The organism is Stenotrophomonas cyclobalanopsidis (genome assembly GCF_008710035.1).
Classification (GTDB): Bacteria; Pseudomonadota; Gammaproteobacteria; order Xanthomonadales; family Xanthomonadaceae; genus Stenotrophomonas; species Stenotrophomonas cyclobalanopsidis.
In genome coordinates, this window is sequence record NZ_VYKI01000010.1 from 104,335 (window position 1) to 120,935 (window position 16,601).

Consider the following 16,601-nt stretch of genomic DNA (forward strand, 5'->3'; position numbering starts at 1 on the left):
GTGGCTCTACTGCACTATCGCGGAACACCCATGCCCCGCCAGCCGCACGCCAGCGCCGCAACCGACCCCGCAGACGGCTTCGTCGCCCGTCTGCTGCACTGGTTCGATGACCACGGCCGCCACGATCTGCCTTGGCAGCATCCGCGCAGCCCCTACCGGGTCTGGCTGTCGGAGATCATGCTGCAGCAGACCCAGGTGACCACGGTCATTCCGTATTTCCAGCGGTTCCTGCAGCACTTCCCGACCCTGCCCGACCTGGCCGCCGCAAGCAACGACGCGGTGATGGCGCAGTGGGCCGGCCTCGGTTACTACGCCCGCGCCCGAAACCTGCACGCCGCGGCCAAGCGCTGCGTGGAGCTGCACGATGGCGACCTGCCGCGCGATTTCGATGCCCTGCACGCCCTACCCGGCGTCGGCCGCAGCACCGCTGGCGCGATCCTCAGCCAGGCCTGGAACGACCCGTTCGCGATCCTCGATGGCAACGTCAAGCGCGTGCTCAGCCGCTATCACGGCATCGAGGGCTTCCCCGGGCTTCCGGCCATAGAGAAACAGCTGTGGCCGCTGGCCGAAGCGCATGTAGCGCAGGTGCCGGCCGGGCGAATGGCCGATTACACCCAGGCGCAGATGGACCTGGGCGCAACCGTGTGCAGCCGTGCCAAGCCGGCCTGCGTGATCTGCCCGATGCAGGAAGACTGCGTGGCACGCCGCGAAGGCCGCACCGCCGACCTGCCCACGCCGAAACCCGGCAAGACCCTGCCCGAGCGCGAGGCCGTGGCCCTGTTGCTGCGCGACGCCCAGCAGCGCGTGCTGCTGCAGAAGCGCCCGGACACCGGTATCTGGGCGCAGCTGTGGACGCTGCCGCAGGCCGACGCTGGCAGCGACCTGCAGGACTGGTTCGACGCCCATGTCGACGGTTCGCTGGAAGAGGCCGAGGAACTGCCGGTGCTGCAGCACACGTTCAGCCACTATCGGCTGCAGCTGCAGGTACTGTCGCGGCAGGTGCGCGGCCTGCGCGTGGAGGAACCCGCGCTGCGCTGGGTCGCCGCTGATGAGCTTCCGGCGCTGGGCCTGCCCGCGCCGATCCGCAAGCTGCTGGACGGCACGCCGGTGAAGGCGCCGAAACGCAGAGCCACCAAACCCCGCAACCACGAGTGAGTGCCATGCCCCGATCCGTCTTCTGCCAGTACGAACAACGCGATGCCGAGGGCCTTGACTTCGTGCCCTACCCCGGTGACCTGGGCCAGCGCGTGTTCAACCACATCGGCAAGCACGCCTGGGCGGCCTGGCTGGCACACCAGACCATGCTGATCAACGAAAACCGCCTGTCGCCTCGCAAGCCGGAGCACCGCGCGATGCTGGAAGCGGAGCTGGTCAAGTTCCTGTTCGAGAAAGACGCCGAAAAGCCGGCCGGCTTCACCCCCGAAGCCTGAGCCCGTAGCCCCGGGCCATGCCCGGCGACCAGATATCCGCCGGGCATGGCCCGGCGCTACCCGATTACTTCGCGGGTTCTTCGCGCTCCTGCACCTGCGCCTGGCGCATGTCCTTTTCCTGCGCGCGCAGCGATTTGACGTCCAGCTTGCGGATCGTCTTGATGAAGCACGGCAGGCGCGGGCCGCCGGTCGGGTCGCGTACGATCACCCTGTCGAACGGCGCGCTGACGCGGCCCATGTGGCTGGTCAGGCCGATGGCAGGCGCATACGAAAGATCCGGGCACGGCCCGGTCAGTTCCAGCAGGTAGGCTTCGCTGGGCTTGGTCCAGACCGCCAGCGCGCTGTCACCCAGCTCGGTCCAGCCATTGAGCGTGCCCAGGAACTGCATGTCCTTCTGCGCCGGACCGGCGTGGACGCGGTACAGCTCCAGGCGGTCGGCACTGGTCAGGCCGGTGGTGGCGCAAGCGGCCAGCGCCAGGCACAGGCCGGCGATCAGCAAAGGGGTCTTCATGGCGATCTCCAGCGGGGAACTGCGCACATCATGCGCCCGGCCTGGCAACGCCGGCGCAACGGCCGGCGGCCCGATTCAGCCGCCGGTCGGCGCGGCCCGGTAGGCGCCAACCTTGGTTGGCGAACGCTCTGCAAAAGCAGCCGACCAAGGTCGGCATCTACCAGAGCGAAGCCAGCCACCGCGTCTGGTAGTCGCCAACCTTGGTTGGCGAACGCCCTGCAAAAGCAGCCGACCAAGGTCGGCATCCACCAGAGCGAAGCCAGCCACCGCGTCTGGTAGTCGCCAACCTTGGTTGGCGAACGCCCTGCAAAAGCAGCCGACCAAGGTCGGCATCCACCAGAGCGAAGCCAGCCCCCGCGTCTGGTAGTCGCCAACCTTGGTTGGCGAACGCCCTGCAAAAGCAGCCGACCAAGGTCGGCATCTACCAGACCGAGGCCAGCCCCCGCGTCTGGTAGTCGCCAACCTTGGTTGGCGAACGCCCTGCAAAAGCAGCCGACCAAGGTCGGCATCTACCAGACCGAGGCCAGCGCCTCAGACGTCAGCGTGTGCCAGTGCGTGCAGGCGCCCTTCGCGCAGCTCCAGCACGCGGTCCAGGCGACGCGCGAGGCTGCGGTCGTGGGTCACCAGCACCAGGCTGGTGTGGCGGGCACGGTTGAGTTCCAGCATCAGCTCGAACACGGTGGCTGCGGTGCGGTCATCCAGGTTGCCGGTCGGCTCATCGCCGAGCACGCAGGCCGGATGGTTGACCAGCGCACGCGCCACGGCGGCACGCTGGCGCTCGCCACCGGACAGTTCGCCCGGCTTGTGGTCCAGGCGATGGCCCAGGCCCACCGCTTCCAGCAGCGCGGTCGCACGCTGGCTGGCTTCAGGCACGCCGGTACCGGCCAGCATCACCGGCATCATCACGTTTTCCAGCGCGGTGAATTCCGGCAGCAGGTGGTGGAACTGGTATACGAAGCCCAGCGCCTGATTGCGCAGCAGGCCACGCGCAGTGTCCGACAAGGTCGACATGCGCTGGCCGGTGACGAACACCTCACCTGCGGTCGGCACATCCAGGCCACCCAGCAGGTGCAGCAGGGTACTCTTGCCGGCGCCGGAGGCACCGATGATCGCCACCGTTTCGCCGGCATTGACCTTCAGGTCCAGCCTGTCGAACACCGGGGTCTGCATGCGGCCTTCGGCGTAGGTCTTGCCCAGGCCCTCGGCACGGATCACTTCATCGCCGCGGTTGACGACCTTATTCATAGCGCAGGGCCTCCGCCGGCTGGGTGCGTGCTGCCCGCCAGGCGGGATACAGGGTGGCCAGGAAACTCATCAGCAACGCGATAAGCGTGATCGCCACGATATCGCCGGTCTGCATGTCGGTCGGCAGGCCGGTGATGTAGTACACGTCCTCCGGCAGCAGCTTGACGTTGAACAGCGACTCGATGGCACCGAGGATGCGCTCCAGGTTCAAGGTCAGGGTGATGCCACCGATCAGGCCGGCCAGCGTGCCGAAGATGCCGATCAGCGAGCCCTGCACCATGAACACCTGCATCACCCCGCCCGGTGTCAGGCCCAGCGTGCGCAGGATGGCGATGTCGGCCTGCTTGTCGGTCACCAGCATCACCTGCGAGGAGACCAGGTTGAAGGCACCCATCGCGATGATCAGCGACAGCAGGATGCCCATCACCACCTTCTCCATGCGCAGCGAGTGGTAGAGGTTGGCGTTCTGCTGGGTCCAGTCACTCACCCGGTACGCGCCGCCCAGGTTCTGCGCCAGGTCCACGCCCACTTCCAGCGAGCGGTCCATGTCGTGCAGCTTCAGGCGCACGCCGGTGGCACCGTCGGAGCGCAGCACGCGCTCGAGGTCTTTCATGTTGGCAAAGCCTACGCCACGGTCGACCTCGTTGTAGCCGGCCTCGAACAGGCCACTGACGGTGAAGCGTTTCATCCGTGGTACCGCGCCGGCCGGGGTGCCCTGCACTTCGGCGAACGTCACCAGCACCTGGTCGCCCACGTCCACGCCGAGCCAGATGGCCAGCTCCTTGCCCAGCAGCAGGTTGAAGCTGCCCGGCTTGAGGCTGTCATAGCTGCCCTTGGTGATCTTCTTGTCGATCACCGAGACCTTCGGCTCGAGCGCCGGATCGATGCCCTGGATGATCGCACCCTGCACGCGCGGGCCGCTGATCATCGACTGGATCTCGATGTACGGCGCGGCACCGGCCACGCGGGGATCCTTGTTGGCCACGTCGACCACGCGCATCCAGTCCGGCATCGGCTCGCCGTCGCGGCTGATGGTGGTGTGGGCGGTCATCTGCAGCAGGCGGCTGCGGATTTCCTTCTGGAAACCGCTCATCACCGCCAGGGTGGTGATCAGCACCGTGACGCCGAGCGCGATGCCCAGGATCGATGCCATCGAGATGAAGGAGATGAAGCCGTTGCGGCGCTTGGCGCGCAGGTAGCGCAGGCCGATGGCCACGGGAATGGGTTTGAACATGCAGGCACGCCAGTCAATTCAGTCTATGGTGCCATCGTACGGGGTCGGCGTGAAACGCTGCGTGCGGACACGGCCAGTCGCAGTTCACGTCGCTGCCGGTGGCTGAGCACGTCCGGCCAGAACAACAGGCGCCCGCGCTGGCCGTCGACACGCCAGTGCAGCAGCAGCCAGGGGCCGCGCACCACCAGCCGCGGCGCGTCGATATCGGCGCCATCCAGCTGCAGCGGCGCCGGCAGCGTGGTCAGCTCAAGCCTGCGTGCGGGCCGACGCAGTCGCCAGCCCAGTTGGGCCAGGCCCAGCAGCCAGGCCACCGCCAGCACCAGCCAGTACCGGTCTTCGGGAAGGGCCGAGGCGCGCAGCAGCCAAGGCGCGGCCAGCAGTACCAGCGCCTGCGCGCCGGCCTGCAGCCGCGAGGGTCGCCACTCAAGCCTTGAGGGCGAGGATCTTCTGCATGAGGGGCACGGCGTGGGCATGCGGGCAGGCCTCGTAGCCCATGAACCAGCGCCACAACTTATCGTCCTCGCACTCGAGCAGGAACAGGAAAACCTCGCGCTCTTCAGTCGGTGCAGTGCTCCATTCACGGTCGAGGTAGCGGCCGAACAGCTGGTCCAGCTCGCGCATGCCGCGGCGGCAGCGCCAGCGCAGCTTCTTCAGCAGGGTGTCTTCGTCCATCGTGTTTCTCCAGATACAGCAAAGCCACGCATGGCGTGGCTCTGCTGCGGTCATGCAACAACGCGGCGCCGTATCAGGCGCGGCGTTCCATCATCAGCTTCTTGATCTCGGCGATCGCCAGCGCCGGGTTCAGGCCCTTCGGGCATGTCCGGGCGCAGTTCATGATGGTGTGGCAGCGGTACAGCTTGAACGGATCTTCCAGATCGTCCAGGCGCGCACCGGTGTCCTCATCGCGCGAGTCGATGATCCAGCGGTAGGCCTGCAGCAGGATCGCCGGGCCCAGGTAACGCTCGCCGTTCCACCAGTAGCTCGGGCAGCTGGTCGAGCAGCAGGCGCACAGGATGCACTCGTACAGGCCGTCGAGCTTCTTGCGGTCTTCCGGCGACTGCAGGCGCTCACGGTCCGGCGGTGCCGGGGTCTGGGTGCGGATCCACGGCTTGATCGAGGCGTACTGCGCGTAGAAGTGGGTCAGGTCCGGAACCAGGTCCTTGACCACGCTCATGTGCGGCAGCGGGTAGATCGGCACTTCCTTCTTGCCGCAGTCCGCGATGGCGCGGGTGCAGGCCAGGGTGTTGGTGCCGTCGATGTTCATCGCGCACGAACCGCAGATACCTTCGCGGCAGGAGCGACGGAAGGTCAGGGTCGGATCGATCTCGTTCTTGATCTTGATCAGCGCGTCCAGAACCATCGGGCCGCAGGCGTCCAGATCGATCTCATAGGTATCGGTGCGCGGATTGCTGTCGTCGTCCGGACTCCAGCGGTAGATCTTGAAGGTGCGCAGGTTCTTGCCACCGCTCTTGGCGGGGAAGTGCTGGCCCTTCGTGACCTTGGAATTCTTGGGGAGTGAAAACTCGGCCATGGCTGCTCTCGTTGGCTCAGGCGGCCCGCGCCATCAAGGCGCGGATTGCATGGTAGGCGGGGGTCGCGATCAGTACACGCGCGGCTTCGGCGGCACCACGTCGACCTCGTCGGTCAGCGTGTACATGTGCACCGGACGGTAGTCGAAGCTGCACTTGCCCTTCTCGTCGACGGTGACCAGCGTGTGCTTGTGCCAGTTGACGTCGTCGCGGTCCGGGAAGTCCTCGTGCGCGTGCGCACCACGGCTTTCCTTGCGCTGTTCGGCCGAATTGATCGTCGCCACCGCGTTGAGCAGCAGGTTGTTCAGCTCGTAGGTCTCGATCAGGTCCGAGTTCCAGACCAGCGAACGGTCGCTGACCTTCACGTCCTGGAACGAGTCGAACACGGTCGCCATCTTCTCGCAGCCTTCCTTCAGCGTCTGGCTGGTACGGAAGACGGCGGCGTCGGCCTGCATCGTGCGCTGCATGTTGTCGCGGATGACCGAGGTCGGCGTATCGCCATTGGCGTAACGCAGCTTGTCCAGCAGGCCCAGTGCCTTGTCGCAGGCATCGGCCGGCAGCGGCTTGTGCGCAGCGCCCGGCTTGATGGTCTCCGCGCAGCGGTTGGCCACGGCACGACCGAACACCACCAGGTCGAGCAGCGAGTTCGAGCCCAGGCGGTTGGCGCCGTGCACGGACACGCAGGCCGCTTCGCCGATGGCGTACAGGCCCGGCACCACGGCATCGGGGTTGTCGCCATCCTTGCGCACGACTTCGCCGTGGAAGTTGGTCGGGATGCCGCCCATGTTGTAGTGCACGGTCGGGATGACCGGGATCGGCTGCTTGTGGACGTCGACGCCGGCGAAGATGCGGGCGCTTTCGGCGATGCCCGGCAGCTTCTCGTCGATCACGCCCGGGCCGAGGTGGGTCAGGTCGAGCAGGATGTGATCCTTGTGCTCGCCGACGCCGCGGCCTTCGCGGATCTCGATGGTCATCGAACGGGCCACCACGTCACGCGAGGCCAGATCCTTGTAGTGCGGTGCGTAGCGCTCCATGAAGCGCTCGCCGCTGCTGTTGCGCAGGATGCCGCCTTCACCGCGGACACCCTCGGTGATCAGGCAGCCGGCGCCGTAGATGCCGGTCGGGTGGAACTGCACGAACTCCATGTCCTGCATGGCGATGCCGGCACGCATGGCCAGGCCGCCACCGTCGCCGGTGCAGGTGTGCGCCGAGGTGGCGCTGAAGTACGCACGGCCGTAGCCGCCGGTGGCCAGCACCACGCCCTGGGCGCGGAACAGGTGCAGCGTGCCGTCGGCCATGTCCAGGGCCAGCACGCCACGGCACACGCCTTCGTCATCGAAGATCAGGTCGAGTGCGAAGTACTCGATCATGAAGCGCGCGTCGTGCTTGAGCGACTGCTGGTACAGGGTGTGCAGCATGGCGTGACCGGTACGGTCGGCCGCCGCGCAGGTACGCTGCGCCGCCGGGCCTTCGCCGTACTTGGTGGTCATGCCGCCGAACGGGCGCTGGTAGATCTTGCCTTCGGCGGTGCGGCTGAACGGCACGCCGTAGTGCTCGAGCTCGATGATGGCCGGGATGGCCTCACGGCACATGTACTCGATGGCGTCCTGGTCGCCCAGCCAGTCCGAGCCCTTGATGGTGTCGTAGAAGTGGTAGCGCCAATCGTCTTCGCCCATGTTGGCGAGCGCGGCGGAAATGCCACCCTGTGCAGCGACGGTGTGCGAACGGGTCGGGAAGACCTTGGTCAGGCACACGGTCTGCAGGCCCTTGGCGGCAAGGCCGAACGTGGCGCGCAGGCCGGCGCCGCCGGCGCCCACCACGACCATGTCGTACTTGTGTTCGGTGATCTTGTAAGCGGACATCTAGTCTGGATTCCTGTCTTGGTGCCTGGGCTCAGGCAACGCCGAGGGCGATGCGGCCCACCGCAAACACACTGACGATCATGCCGAGCACGGCGACGAACTTCACCGCGGTCTGCAGCACCAGGGCCAGCAGCGATTCGTGGATGTAATCTTCCAGCACGACCTGCATGCCGAGCTGTGCGTGCCAGAACATGGTGATCAGCAGGCCGATCAGCGGTACGGCATTCCACGGCTTGGCGATGGTGGCCACAGCCGTGGCGTAATCGGCGCCGGCCATGCGCACCACGAACACCAGGAACCACAGGCCCAGCACCACCAGAGCGGCGGCGGTCAGGCGCTGGTGCACGAAGTGCTCGGTACCGGTCTTGGCCGAGCCAAGGCCGCGCACGTTCTTCAGCGGGGTACGGAACTTGCTCATGCGGCACCTCCGAACAACACGTAGGCCCAGACCAGCGCGGTGATCACCAGGCTGCCGAATACCGAAATCCAGCTGCTGCGGACGAAGGCCGGGATGCTGAAACCAACGGCGAAGTCCTGCACGACGTGGCGGATGCCATTGCACAGGTGATAGGCGAACGACCATGTCCACGCAAACAGGAACACGCGGCCATACCAGGCCCCGGCATGGCCGGTGAAGCAGTTCCACGAATCGGGGCCCATCATCAGGGCCAGCAGGCCGGCAGCGATGATGAGGGCACCCACGGACAGAAAGACGCCAGTGGCTCGATGCAGGATCGAGGTGGCCATCTGAATCTGCCAGCGATACACCTGGAGGTGCGGGGATAGGGGGCGTTGTCTGGTCGCCATTTCGCTGGGCTCGTTGTCTCGGCTGGGCGGCACGATGCCGCGTTGGCTCAATGCTGATCAGAAATCGATGCAGCGTCCGTTTTTCTCCCAATCGCCATACCGCACCGGATCAAGTCCGCCGCGGCCGCCGAATTCCTCTTCCACCTCTGGTTTTTCCACGGGCACAGGTGCTGCGGGAGCCAGCGGGGCTTCAGTTTCGTCGTCGGGAGTGGGGGTTGTTTGGCCTATCATGTTCGGTCTCGCAACGCACAAATTTTAGACCTCGTTCACGTGCCTGACAACCTTCCCCCTGCTTTCGTCGCATATCCGCGCCTGCCCGGCCACCAGCTGCTGAGCCTGCAGGGCGTGGATGCGGCCGTTTTCGCCCATGCCCAGTTCAGCAGCGACGTCACCGCCCTGCCCCTGCAGCACTGGCAATGGAGCGCGTGGCTGAGCGCCAAGGGCCGCACCCTGGCGGTGTTCCAGCTGCTGCGGCTGGCCGAGGATCACGTGATGCTGGTGCTGGCCGATGGCGATGCAGATGCGATTGCGTCGCAACTGCAGCGCTTCGTGTTCCGCCGCAAGGTGAAGCTGCAGGTGCACGCGGATCTGGCCGTGGCCGGTGCCTTCACCGCACCGGAAGCGGCCAGTGGCGCAGCGATCACCGGGGGTGGCGAGGCGGGCTGGGAGCTGGACCTGGGCAGCGATGCCCTGCCGCGCACCCTGCGCATTGGTCCGGCTGAGGGATTTGCGGCCGGCAGCGAGGCCGATGAAGCCGCGTTCGCGCTGGCCTGGCGCCAGGCCGACCTGCGCTTCGGCCTGCCGCGCCTGGATGAGAGCCAGCGCGAAGTGTGGACGCCGCAGCAGTTGGGCCTGGACCGGCTGAACGGCTACAGCGTGAAGAAGGGCTGCTACCCGGGCCAGGAAATCGTGGCCCGCACCCATTTCCTTGGCAAAGCGAAGCGTGCGGTGCAGCTGCTGCATACCGCCGCCCCGGCACAGGCCGGCGATGGCGTGCAGCAGGACGGTGCGGCGCTGGGCAGCATTGCCAGCGTGGCCGGCGACCTGGCCCTGGCAGTGCTGCCGCTGGAAACCAGCGACGCCGAACTGCAGGTGGGCGGCGTGGCCGCGCAGCGCATGCCGCTGCTGGACGGCCTGGGGCGCTGAGGTTTTACCCCGGATGAAGCAGCCGAGCGTGGGCTCGGCTCTACACAATCGGGAGGGTGCGGACCGTTGGTCCGCACGCCGTTCATGACGCCGGGCATGGCCCGGCGCTACCGCCGCTTACAGACGTTCGCCGCTTTGCGCATCGAAGAAATGCAGGCCCTGCGGGTGGATCGCCACGCGGATGTCCTCGCCCACGCCCGGCAACGACTGCGGCGCCACACGCATCGTCAGCGCATGCTTGCCACTGCTGAGGTTGACGAAGATCTCGTTGCCGACCGGCTCGATGCCCTCGATGCGTGCGGTGAACGCATGCGTATCGTCGGCGGTCGCCGGCTGCAGGTGCTCCGGACGCACGCCCACGGCAATCGACTTCTGCAGCCATGCCGGATCGATAGTGGCCTGGCCCAGCGGCGCGCGCCACTCGCCATCGACCACGGTCACGCCGCCGGCATCGCCCTGCAGCGTGCCGCGCAGCACGTTCATTGCCGGGCTGCCGAGGAAGCCGGCCACGAACAGGTTGGCCGGGCGGTCGTACAGCGCCATCGGCGTGTCGATCTGCTGGATGATGCCGTCCTTCAGCACCACGATGCGCTGGCCCAGGGTCATCGCTTCGACCTGGTCATGCGTCACGTAGATCATGGTGGTGCCCAGCTTGCGGTGCAGCTGCGCGATCTCGGTACGCACGCTGTGGCGCAGCTTGGCATCCAGGTTGGACAGCGGCTCGTCGAGCAGGAACACCGCCGGCTCGCGCACCAGTGCACGGCCCAGGGCCACGCGCTGGCGCTGGCCACCGGACATCGCCTTGGGCAGCTTGTCCATCATCTCGGTCAGGCCCAGCGTCTGCGCCGCCTCGGCGATGCGCTTGTCGATGGTCGCCTTGTCGTGGCCGCGCAGCTTCAGGCCGAAGGCCAGGTTCTCGGCCACGGTCATGTGCGGGTACAGCGCATAACTCTGGAACACCATGGCGATGTCGCGATCCTTCGGCGCCACATCGTTGACCACCCGGTCGCCGATGGTCAGCGTGCCACCGCTGATCTCCTCAAGACCCGCCACCATCCGCAGCAGGGTCGACTTGCCACAGCCGGACGGTCCGACCAGCACCATGAGCTCGCCATCGGCGACCTCGAAGGTGGCGTCCTTCACCGCGACCTGGCCGTTGTCGTAGACCTTGCGCACACCCTGCAACTGCACTTTTGCCATTTCAATCTATCCAGTCCGCCCGACGCCGGGCTGTCATTGGGGACTGCCTCGGCCCTCCCGATGGCAGTGATGATTGCGCAGCTGCCGCATGACGGCGACCACTGCAATCGAATACAGTTGCCCATTCTGCCATGTAAACGTTTTCACGTGGCACTATCCGAACGTCGGTGCGCGCCGATCTGCTTCGACGACCAGACGAAAGGTCATCGTCGTAGTGGTTACGAATGGAACGGTGTTCCGGCCCGCCGGAAATCCGCCCCCATCGAGCCTCGGACAGACAGTAGCGCGGATGTCCCCTGAACCCAGCCATGAAGCGATTGACAACGATGTCACCCGGATCTGAAACTCGAGCGATGCACGACACCCTCTTCCTGTTTGGTGCCACAGGCGACCTGGCCCAGCGCTATCTGTTCCCTTCGCTGCTGCGCCTGCTTGGCGACGGCCTGCTGCCGGAGGACTTCCGCATCCGTGCGCTGGCCCTGTCCGGCCATGACACCGAAGCCTTCCACGATATCCTGCGGCCGCGCCTGCAGCAGGCCATGCCGATGGCCAGCCAGGAGGACATCGCCTCCCTGCTGCGCCGCATCGACTACCGCTCGGTGGACCTGCGCGACGTCGACTCGGTCGCCGCCGCCGTCTCCGACCTGGTCGACCGCCGCTGCGTCAGCTACCTGGCCATCCCGCCGGGCCTGTACATCTCCACCTGCGAGGGCCTGGCCAAGGGCGGCGCCCTCGCAGCGCCGTCGCGCCTGATGCTGGAAAAGCCGATCGGCAGCGACAGCGAAAGCGCCGAGGAGATCATCTCCACCATCGGCCAGTGGATCGACGAAGACCGCGTGTTCCGCCTGGACCATTACCTGGGCAAGGCGGCGGTGCAGAACCTGATCGCCCTGCGCTTCGGCAACACGCTGCTGGAAGCAGTGTGGAACCGCAACTACATCGAATCGGTGCACATCCTGGTGGCCGAAAGCGAAGGCGTCGACGGCCGCGACGCGTACTACGCCCGCTCCGGCGCGCTGCGCGACATGGTGCAGAGCCACATCCTGCAGCTGCTGTGCATGGTGGCGATGGAACCGCCGGCCTCGCTGGAAGCCGATCGCATCCGCGACGAGAAGGTCAAGGTGCTGCGCGCCCTGCGCCCGCTGGACGCCAAGCATGCCGCCCGTGACAGCATCCGCGGCCGCTACACCGCCGGCAGCATCAACGGCCAGCCGGCCCAGGCCTACCAGCCGCCGGAAGGCAGCGACGTGGAAACCTTCGCCGGCGTCACCGCGCACATCGACAACTGGCGCTGGAGCGGCGTGCCGTTCCACCTGGTCACCGGCAAGCGCCTGCCCGAGCGCACCACCCGCGTGGTGGTCACGCTGAAGCCGGTCACCCACTGGCTGTTCGAGCGCCCGCAGCGTGCACAGGCCGCGCCGAACCGCCTGGTGTTCCAGCTGCAGCCGCAGGAAAACATCGAACTGGGCCTGATGAGCAGCCTGGCCGGCCCGGAATGGGGCGCGCTGGAGCTGCACCCGCTGGAACTGGAACTGTCCGTGCCGACCGGCCTGCATCGCCGCATCGCCTACGAGCGCCTGTTCCTGGATGCCTTCAACGGCAACCACACCCTGTTCGTGCGCGATGACGAAGTGCGCGCGGCGTGGGCCTGGATCGACAGCGTGGCCGATGCCTGGAAGGCCGCCAACCTGCCGCTGGAACCCTACCCGGCCGGCCAGTGGGGTCCGGACAACGCCACCGACTTCCTGCCGCAGGGTGTTGACGCCGCGGACAGCGGAGCATCGGCATGAGTGTCGGCAGCCAGCCCGTGCTGGTCGCCGACATCGGCGGCACCAACGCCCGCTTCGCCCTCGCCGACACCTCGCTGGACGCGCCCCTGCAGAAGGACAGCATCCGCGAGTACGCCGTGGCCGAGTTCCCCTCGCTGGGTGATGCCGCGCGCCACTACCTGGAACAGGTGGGTGCCACCGCCCGCCGCGGTGTGTTCGCGGTGGCCGGCCGCGTGGACGGTGACGAAGCACGCATCACCAACCACCCGTGGGTGATCTCGCGCAGCCGCACCGCCGCCATGCTCGGCTTCGACGAACTGCATCTGATCAATGACTTCGCTGCCCAGGCGATGGCCGTGGCCCTGCTGCAGCCGCATGACGTGGTCCAGATCGGCGGCGCGCACTGGGCCCCGGCCGCACCGGGCGAGCCGCGCAACTACGGCGTGATCGGACCGGGTACCGGGCTCGGGGTCGGTGGGCTCATCGTGCGCCACCACCGTGGCTACGCACTGGAAACCGAAGGTGGCCACGTCAGCTTCCCGCCGGGCACGCCCGAGGAGATCCGCATCCTGGAAATCCTCTCCGAGCAGTTTGGCCGCGTCTCCAACGAGCGCCTGATCTGCGGGCCTGGCCTGGTCAACATCCATCGGGCGGTCTGCGAAATGGCAGGCTTCGATCCGGGCCAGCTGCAGCCGGCCGATGTCACCGCCCGCGCCGCGCTGGGCGACCCGCAGGCGATGCGCACAGTGGACGTGTTCTGTGCCGTGTTCGGCGCCATCGCCGGTGACCTGGTGCTGGTGCAGGGTGCCTGGGACGGCGTGTTCCTGACCGGTGGCCTGGTGCCGAAGATGCTTGATTCGCTGCAGCATTCCGGCTTCCGCCAGCGCTTCGAACACAAGGGCCGGTTCTCTTCGATCATGGCGCGGGTGCCGTCGCTGGCGATCATGCACCCCTGCCCCGGGCTGCTGGGTGCCGCCGCCTATGCTGCCGACGCCGAACGTGACGCACCAGGAGTTGCCGTATGAATGCTGTCTTCCACGACGACCGCATCGACTTCATCAGCCATGGCGATGCCGATGGCTGGATCGAAGCCGTGGCCGCCGAAATGGCCCAGGCGATCAACCACGACATCAACGAAGTGGGCCGCGCCCGCATCCTGCTGTCCGGTGGCACCACCCCGGCGCCGGTGTACCAGGCGCTGGCCGAGCTGGACGTGCTCTGGGACCGGGTCGAAGTGAGCCTGGCCGATGAGCGCTGGCTGTCGCCGCAGGATCGCGACAGCAATGCCTGGCTGGTACGCGAGCACCTGCTCAAGCGCGCCGAAGGTGCCCACTTCGATCCGCTGGTGCGCATCGGCAAGCCGCTGCCCGAATGCGTATACACCGCCAACCTGCAGGCCGAGCACAGCCAGCCGCCGACCCTCGTGGCGCTGGGCATGGGCAACGATGGCCATACCGCCTCGCTGTTCCCGGGCGCGAAGGATCTGGCCCGCGCCCTGGAAAGCACCCTGCCCTACGCCGCGCTGGACGCCACCGGCTGCCCCGGTGCCAACCAGTGGCCGCTGCGCATCACCCTGACCCCGCGCGGTCTGGGCCAGTGCCGCCAGCGCCTGCTGCTGCTGCGCGGCAAGCAGAAGCTGCAGGTCCTGCGCCAGGCGCTGGACAGCAACGACCCGCAGCAGTACCCGATCCTCAATGCAATCAACCTGGACGGCGCGCGCCTGCGCGTGCACTGGGCTGATTGACGTCGGCGGCGGCGTCCGCTGCCGCTTGCCTCTCGCCACCTTGAACGCTGGTAGCCAATGAGCCTCCATCCGCAACTGCAAGCCATCACCGATCGCGTCATCCGCCGCAGCGCCGCGTCGCGCGCCGCCTACCTGGCCGCGATCGACGCCGCCCTGCGCGATGGCCCGTTCCGCAGCCGCCTGAGCTGCGGCAACCTCGCCCACGGCTTCGCCGCCTGCGGCACGACCGACAAGAGCCGCCTGCGCGGCGGCGTGACCCCGAACCTGGGCATCATCACCGCCTACAACGACATGCTGTCGGCGCATCAGCCGTTCGAGACCTACCCGGAGCAGATCCGCGAGATCGCGCGTGAACTCGGCGCCACCGCGCAGGTGGCCGGCGCGGTGCCGGCGATGTGCGACGGCGTGACCCAGGGTCGTGGCGGCATGGAACTGTCGCTGTTCTCGCGCGATGTGATCGCGCAGGCCACGGCCATCGGCCTCAGCCACGATATGTTCGACACCACGATCCACCTTGGTGTGTGCGACAAGATCGTGCCGGGCCTGCTGATCGGCGCACTGGCCTTCGGCCATCTGCCAGCGGTGTTCGTGCCGGCCGGCCCGATGACCCCGGGCATCCCGAACAAGCAGAAGGCCGAAGTGCGCGAGCGCTATGCAGCCGGCGAAGCCACCCGCGAGGAACTGCTGGAAGCCGAGTCCGCCTCGTACCACGGCGTCGGCACCTGCACCTTCTACGGCACCGCTAATTCCAACCAGGTGCTGCTGGAAGCGATGGGCGTGCAGCTGCCAGGCGCATCCTTCGTCAACCCGGATACGCCGCTGCGCGATGCGCTCACCCGGGAAGCCACCGAGCGTGCGCTGGACATCACCGCGCTGGGCGACGATTTCCGTCCGCTGGGCCGCATCATCGACGAGCGCGCGATCCTCAACGCGGTCATCGCGCTGATGGCCACCGGCGGTTCGACCAACCACACGATCCACTGGGTCGCCGTGGCCCGCGCCGCCGGCATCGTGCTGACCTGGGACGATTTCGACGAGCTGTCGCAGCTGGTTCCGCTGCTGGCCCGCGTCTATCCGAACGGCGAAGCCGACGTGAACCGCTTCGCCGCGGCCGGTGGCCCGGCGTTCGTGTTCGGCGAGCTGATCAAGGCCGGCCTGATGCACGGCGACATCGTCAGCGTGGCCCGTGGCGGCATGGCCGACTACGCCCGCGAGCCGCAGCTGCGCGATGGCAAGCTGGTGTACCTGCCGGGCCTGGAACGCAGCGCCGATGAAGAAGTGGTGCGCAGCGTCGACAACCCGTTCGAAAGCCAGGGTGGCCTGCGCCTGCTGCGCGGCAACCTGGGCAAGTCCCTGATCAAACTGTCGGCGGTGAAGCCGCAGTACCGCACCATCGAGGCACCGGCCGTGGTGGTCGACGCGCCGCAGGTGCTGAACAAGCTGCACGCCGGTGGCCTGCTGCCCGAGCATTTCGTGGCGGTGGTGCGTTACCAGGGCCCGCGTGCGAACGGCATGCCGGAACTGCATTCGCTGGCGCCGCTGCTGGGCCTGCTGCAGAACCAGGGCCGGCGCGTGGCGCTGGTCACCGACGGTCGTCTGTCCGGTGCATCGGGCAAGATCCCGGCGGCGATCCACGTGACGCCGGAGGCGGCGCGCGGTGGCCCGCTGGCCAAGGTGCGCGAAGGCGACATGATCCGCCTGGACGGTGAAGCCGGCACGCTGGAAGTGCTGGTGGATGCGGCCGAGTGGGCGGCGCGTTCGCTGGCGCCGAACACGGCACCGGCGGCGCATGACCTCGGCCGCAACCTGTTCGCGATCAACCGTCGCGTGGTGGGTCCGGCGGACCAGGGGGCGATTTCGATTTCGTGCGGGCCGGCGGCGGCCGATGGTGGGCCGTGGGATTACGATGCGGAATATGAGCTGGGGCACGATGCTGCGGCAGCGGCGGCGCCGCATGAGGCAAAAGACGCCTGAGTTGTTGGAAGAGCGCTGCGGGTTCGCGTTGGCGGTCAGTGTCCTGGTTGAGGCGGTGGATAGGCCCCACCAGGACACGCCGTGAACCCATCCATGGGGGCTCGTAGGCGCCATCCATGGCGCCTGCGGTCCTGGTGGGGCCTATCCACC

At 67.3% G+C, this 16,601-nt stretch carries 18 protein-coding genes; 7 read left to right on the forward strand and 11 right to left on the reverse strand.

The window, feature by feature from the left end:
• Positions 1 to 30 precede the first annotated feature (30 nt).
• Positions 31 to 1,155, forward strand: coding sequence for an A/G-specific adenine glycosylase (mutY, locus tag FJU31_RS09935; protein WP_150454611.1), 1,125 nt, complete (start codon positions 31 to 33; stop codon positions 1,153 to 1,155).
• A 5-nt stretch (positions 1,156 to 1,160) separates the two neighbouring features.
• Entirely contained in the window at positions 1,161 to 1,430 is a 270-nt protein-coding gene (locus tag FJU31_RS09940) for an oxidative damage protection protein (RefSeq protein WP_150454612.1), read from the forward strand.
• 64 nt (positions 1,431 to 1,494) lie between these two features.
• Here the strand turns inward: FJU31_RS09940 and FJU31_RS09945 are convergent, their stop codons facing one another.
• The 10 genes from FJU31_RS09945 to FJU31_RS09990 all read right to left on the reverse strand — a co-directional run bounded on the left by FJU31_RS09945 (position 1,495) and on the right by FJU31_RS09990 (position 8,849).
• A complete protein-coding gene (locus tag FJU31_RS09945; RefSeq protein ID WP_150454613.1) occupies positions 1,495 to 1,941 on the reverse strand; it encodes a DUF6491 family protein in 447 nt (148 codons plus the stop codon).
• 531 nt (positions 1,942 to 2,472) lie between these two features.
• The gene (gene lolD, locus FJU31_RS09950; protein WP_150454614.1) at positions 2,473 to 3,186 is read right to left on the reverse strand and encodes a lipoprotein-releasing ABC transporter ATP-binding protein LolD; all 714 of its coding nucleotides are present in this window, start codon (positions 3,184 to 3,186) and stop codon (positions 2,473 to 2,475) included.
• Entirely contained in the window at positions 3,179 to 4,420 is a 1,242-nt protein-coding gene (locus FJU31_RS09955; protein WP_108768526.1) for a lipoprotein-releasing ABC transporter permease subunit, read from the reverse strand. The genes lolD and FJU31_RS09955 overlap by 8 nt, the downstream gene beginning before the upstream one ends.
• A 23-nt stretch (positions 4,421 to 4,443) precedes the next feature.
• Positions 4,444 to 4,893 carry a hypothetical protein gene (locus FJU31_RS09960; RefSeq protein WP_150454615.1) on the reverse strand — a complete coding sequence of 150 codons (450 nt, stop codon included), beginning with the start codon at positions 4,891 to 4,893 and terminating at the stop codon, positions 4,444 to 4,446.
• Entirely contained in the window at positions 4,844 to 5,092 is a 249-nt protein-coding gene (locus FJU31_RS09965; protein WP_150454616.1) for an FAD assembly factor SdhE, read from the reverse strand. The genes FJU31_RS09960 and FJU31_RS09965 overlap by 50 nt, the downstream gene beginning before the upstream one ends.
• A gap of 73 nt (positions 5,093 to 5,165) precedes the next feature.
• Positions 5,166 to 5,951 (reverse strand): succinate dehydrogenase iron-sulfur subunit, encoded by a 786-nt coding sequence (locus FJU31_RS09970; protein WP_079221505.1) that lies wholly within the window; start codon positions 5,949 to 5,951, stop codon positions 5,166 to 5,168.
• 69 nt (positions 5,952 to 6,020) lie between these two features.
• Positions 6,021 to 7,811 (reverse strand): succinate dehydrogenase flavoprotein subunit, encoded by a 1,791-nt coding sequence (sdhA, locus tag FJU31_RS09975; protein ID WP_108768523.1) that lies wholly within the window; start codon positions 7,809 to 7,811, stop codon positions 6,021 to 6,023.
• Positions 7,812 to 7,842: 31 nt separating this feature from the next.
• Entirely contained in the window at positions 7,843 to 8,229 is a 387-nt protein-coding gene (sdhD, locus tag FJU31_RS09980) for a succinate dehydrogenase, hydrophobic membrane anchor protein (protein ID WP_079221503.1), read from the reverse strand.
• Positions 8,226 to 8,618, reverse strand: a complete 393-nt coding sequence (gene sdhC, locus FJU31_RS09985; RefSeq protein WP_079221502.1) for a succinate dehydrogenase, cytochrome b556 subunit — start codon at positions 8,616 to 8,618, stop codon at positions 8,226 to 8,228. Before sdhC ends, sdhD begins: the two co-directional genes overlap by 4 nt.
• A gap of 57 nt (positions 8,619 to 8,675) precedes the next feature.
• Entirely contained in the window at positions 8,676 to 8,849 is a 174-nt protein-coding gene (locus tag FJU31_RS09990) for a DUF1674 domain-containing protein (protein ID WP_150454617.1), read from the reverse strand.
• A 39-nt stretch (positions 8,850 to 8,888) separates the two neighbouring features.
• Between FJU31_RS09990 and ygfZ the strand changes: the two genes are divergently transcribed.
• On the forward strand, positions 8,889 to 9,764 hold the full coding sequence (gene ygfZ / locus FJU31_RS09995; RefSeq protein WP_150454618.1) for a CAF17-like 4Fe-4S cluster assembly/insertion protein YgfZ: 876 nt from the start codon (positions 8,889 to 8,891) through the stop codon (positions 9,762 to 9,764).
• A 117-nt stretch (positions 9,765 to 9,881) separates the two neighbouring features.
• Here the strand turns inward: ygfZ and FJU31_RS10000 are convergent, their stop codons facing one another.
• Complete coding sequence (locus FJU31_RS10000) at positions 9,882 to 10,964, reverse strand: ABC transporter ATP-binding protein (RefSeq protein ID WP_150454619.1); 1,083 nt, start codon at positions 10,962 to 10,964, stop codon at positions 9,882 to 9,884.
• A gap of 353 nt (positions 10,965 to 11,317) precedes the next feature.
• On the opposite strand from FJU31_RS10000, the gene zwf reads away from it, so the two are divergent.
• The 4 genes from zwf to edd are packed head-to-tail and all read left to right on the forward strand — an operon-like array spanning position 11,318 to position 16,451.
• Complete coding sequence (gene zwf / locus FJU31_RS10005) at positions 11,318 to 12,754, forward strand: glucose-6-phosphate dehydrogenase (protein WP_150454620.1); 1,437 nt, start codon at positions 11,318 to 11,320, stop codon at positions 12,752 to 12,754.
• Positions 12,751 to 13,758 (forward strand): glucokinase, encoded by a 1,008-nt coding sequence (gene glk / locus FJU31_RS10010; RefSeq protein WP_150454621.1) that lies wholly within the window; start codon positions 12,751 to 12,753, stop codon positions 13,756 to 13,758. The genes zwf and glk overlap by 4 nt, the downstream gene beginning before the upstream one ends.
• Positions 13,755 to 14,477 (forward strand): 6-phosphogluconolactonase, encoded by a 723-nt coding sequence (gene pgl, locus FJU31_RS10015; RefSeq protein ID WP_150454622.1) that lies wholly within the window; start codon positions 13,755 to 13,757, stop codon positions 14,475 to 14,477. Before glk ends, pgl begins: the two co-directional genes overlap by 4 nt.
• A 57-nt stretch (positions 14,478 to 14,534) precedes the next feature.
• Positions 14,535 to 16,451, forward strand: a complete 1,917-nt coding sequence (gene edd / locus FJU31_RS10020; protein ID WP_150454623.1) for a phosphogluconate dehydratase — start codon at positions 14,535 to 14,537, stop codon at positions 16,449 to 16,451.
• The last annotated feature ends 150 nt before the right edge of the window (positions 16,452 to 16,601 follow it).

Excerpts from the sequence above, each read along its gene's own strand:
- FJU31_RS09970 (WP_079221505.1), bottom strand. The coding sequence starts at position 5,951 with ATGGCCGAGTTTTCACTCCCCAAGAATTCCAAGGTCACGAAGGGCCAG.
- zwf (WP_150454620.1), top strand. The coding sequence starts at position 11,318 with ATGCACGACACCCTCTTCCTGTTTGGTGCCACAGGCGACCTGGCCCAG.
- mutY (WP_150454611.1), top strand. The coding sequence starts at position 31 with ATGCCCCGCCAGCCGCACGCCAGCGCCGCAACCGACCCCGCAGACGGC.
- pgl (WP_150454622.1), top strand. The coding sequence starts at position 13,755 with ATGAATGCTGTCTTCCACGACGACCGCATCGACTTCATCAGCCATGGC.
- FJU31_RS09990 (WP_150454617.1), bottom strand. The coding sequence starts at position 8,849 with ATGATAGGCCAAACAACCCCCACTCCCGACGACGAAACTGAAGCCCCG.
- glk (WP_150454621.1), top strand. The coding sequence starts at position 12,751 with ATGAGTGTCGGCAGCCAGCCCGTGCTGGTCGCCGACATCGGCGGCACC.
- FJU31_RS09945 (WP_150454613.1), bottom strand. The coding sequence starts at position 1,941 with ATGAAGACCCCTTTGCTGATCGCCGGCCTGTGCCTGGCGCTGGCCGCT.
- sdhA (WP_108768523.1), bottom strand. The coding sequence starts at position 7,811 with ATGTCCGCTTACAAGATCACCGAACACAAGTACGACATGGTCGTGGTG.
- lolD (WP_150454614.1), bottom strand. The coding sequence starts at position 3,186 with ATGAATAAGGTCGTCAACCGCGGCGATGAAGTGATCCGTGCCGAGGGC.
- edd (WP_150454623.1), top strand. The coding sequence starts at position 14,535 with ATGAGCCTCCATCCGCAACTGCAAGCCATCACCGATCGCGTCATCCGC.
- FJU31_RS09940 (WP_150454612.1), top strand. The coding sequence starts at position 1,161 with ATGCCCCGATCCGTCTTCTGCCAGTACGAACAACGCGATGCCGAGGGC.
- sdhC (WP_079221502.1), bottom strand. The coding sequence starts at position 8,618 with ATGGCGACCAGACAACGCCCCCTATCCCCGCACCTCCAGGTGTATCGC.
- FJU31_RS10000 (WP_150454619.1), bottom strand. The coding sequence starts at position 10,964 with ATGGCAAAAGTGCAGTTGCAGGGTGTGCGCAAGGTCTACGACAACGGC.
- FJU31_RS09955 (WP_108768526.1), bottom strand. The coding sequence starts at position 4,420 with ATGTTCAAACCCATTCCCGTGGCCATCGGCCTGCGCTACCTGCGCGCC.
- sdhD (WP_079221503.1), bottom strand. The coding sequence starts at position 8,229 with ATGAGCAAGTTCCGTACCCCGCTGAAGAACGTGCGCGGCCTTGGCTCG.
- FJU31_RS09960 (WP_150454615.1), bottom strand. The coding sequence starts at position 4,893 with ATGCCCACGCCGTGCCCCTCATGCAGAAGATCCTCGCCCTCAAGGCTT.
- FJU31_RS09965 (WP_150454616.1), bottom strand. The coding sequence starts at position 5,092 with ATGGACGAAGACACCCTGCTGAAGAAGCTGCGCTGGCGCTGCCGCCGC.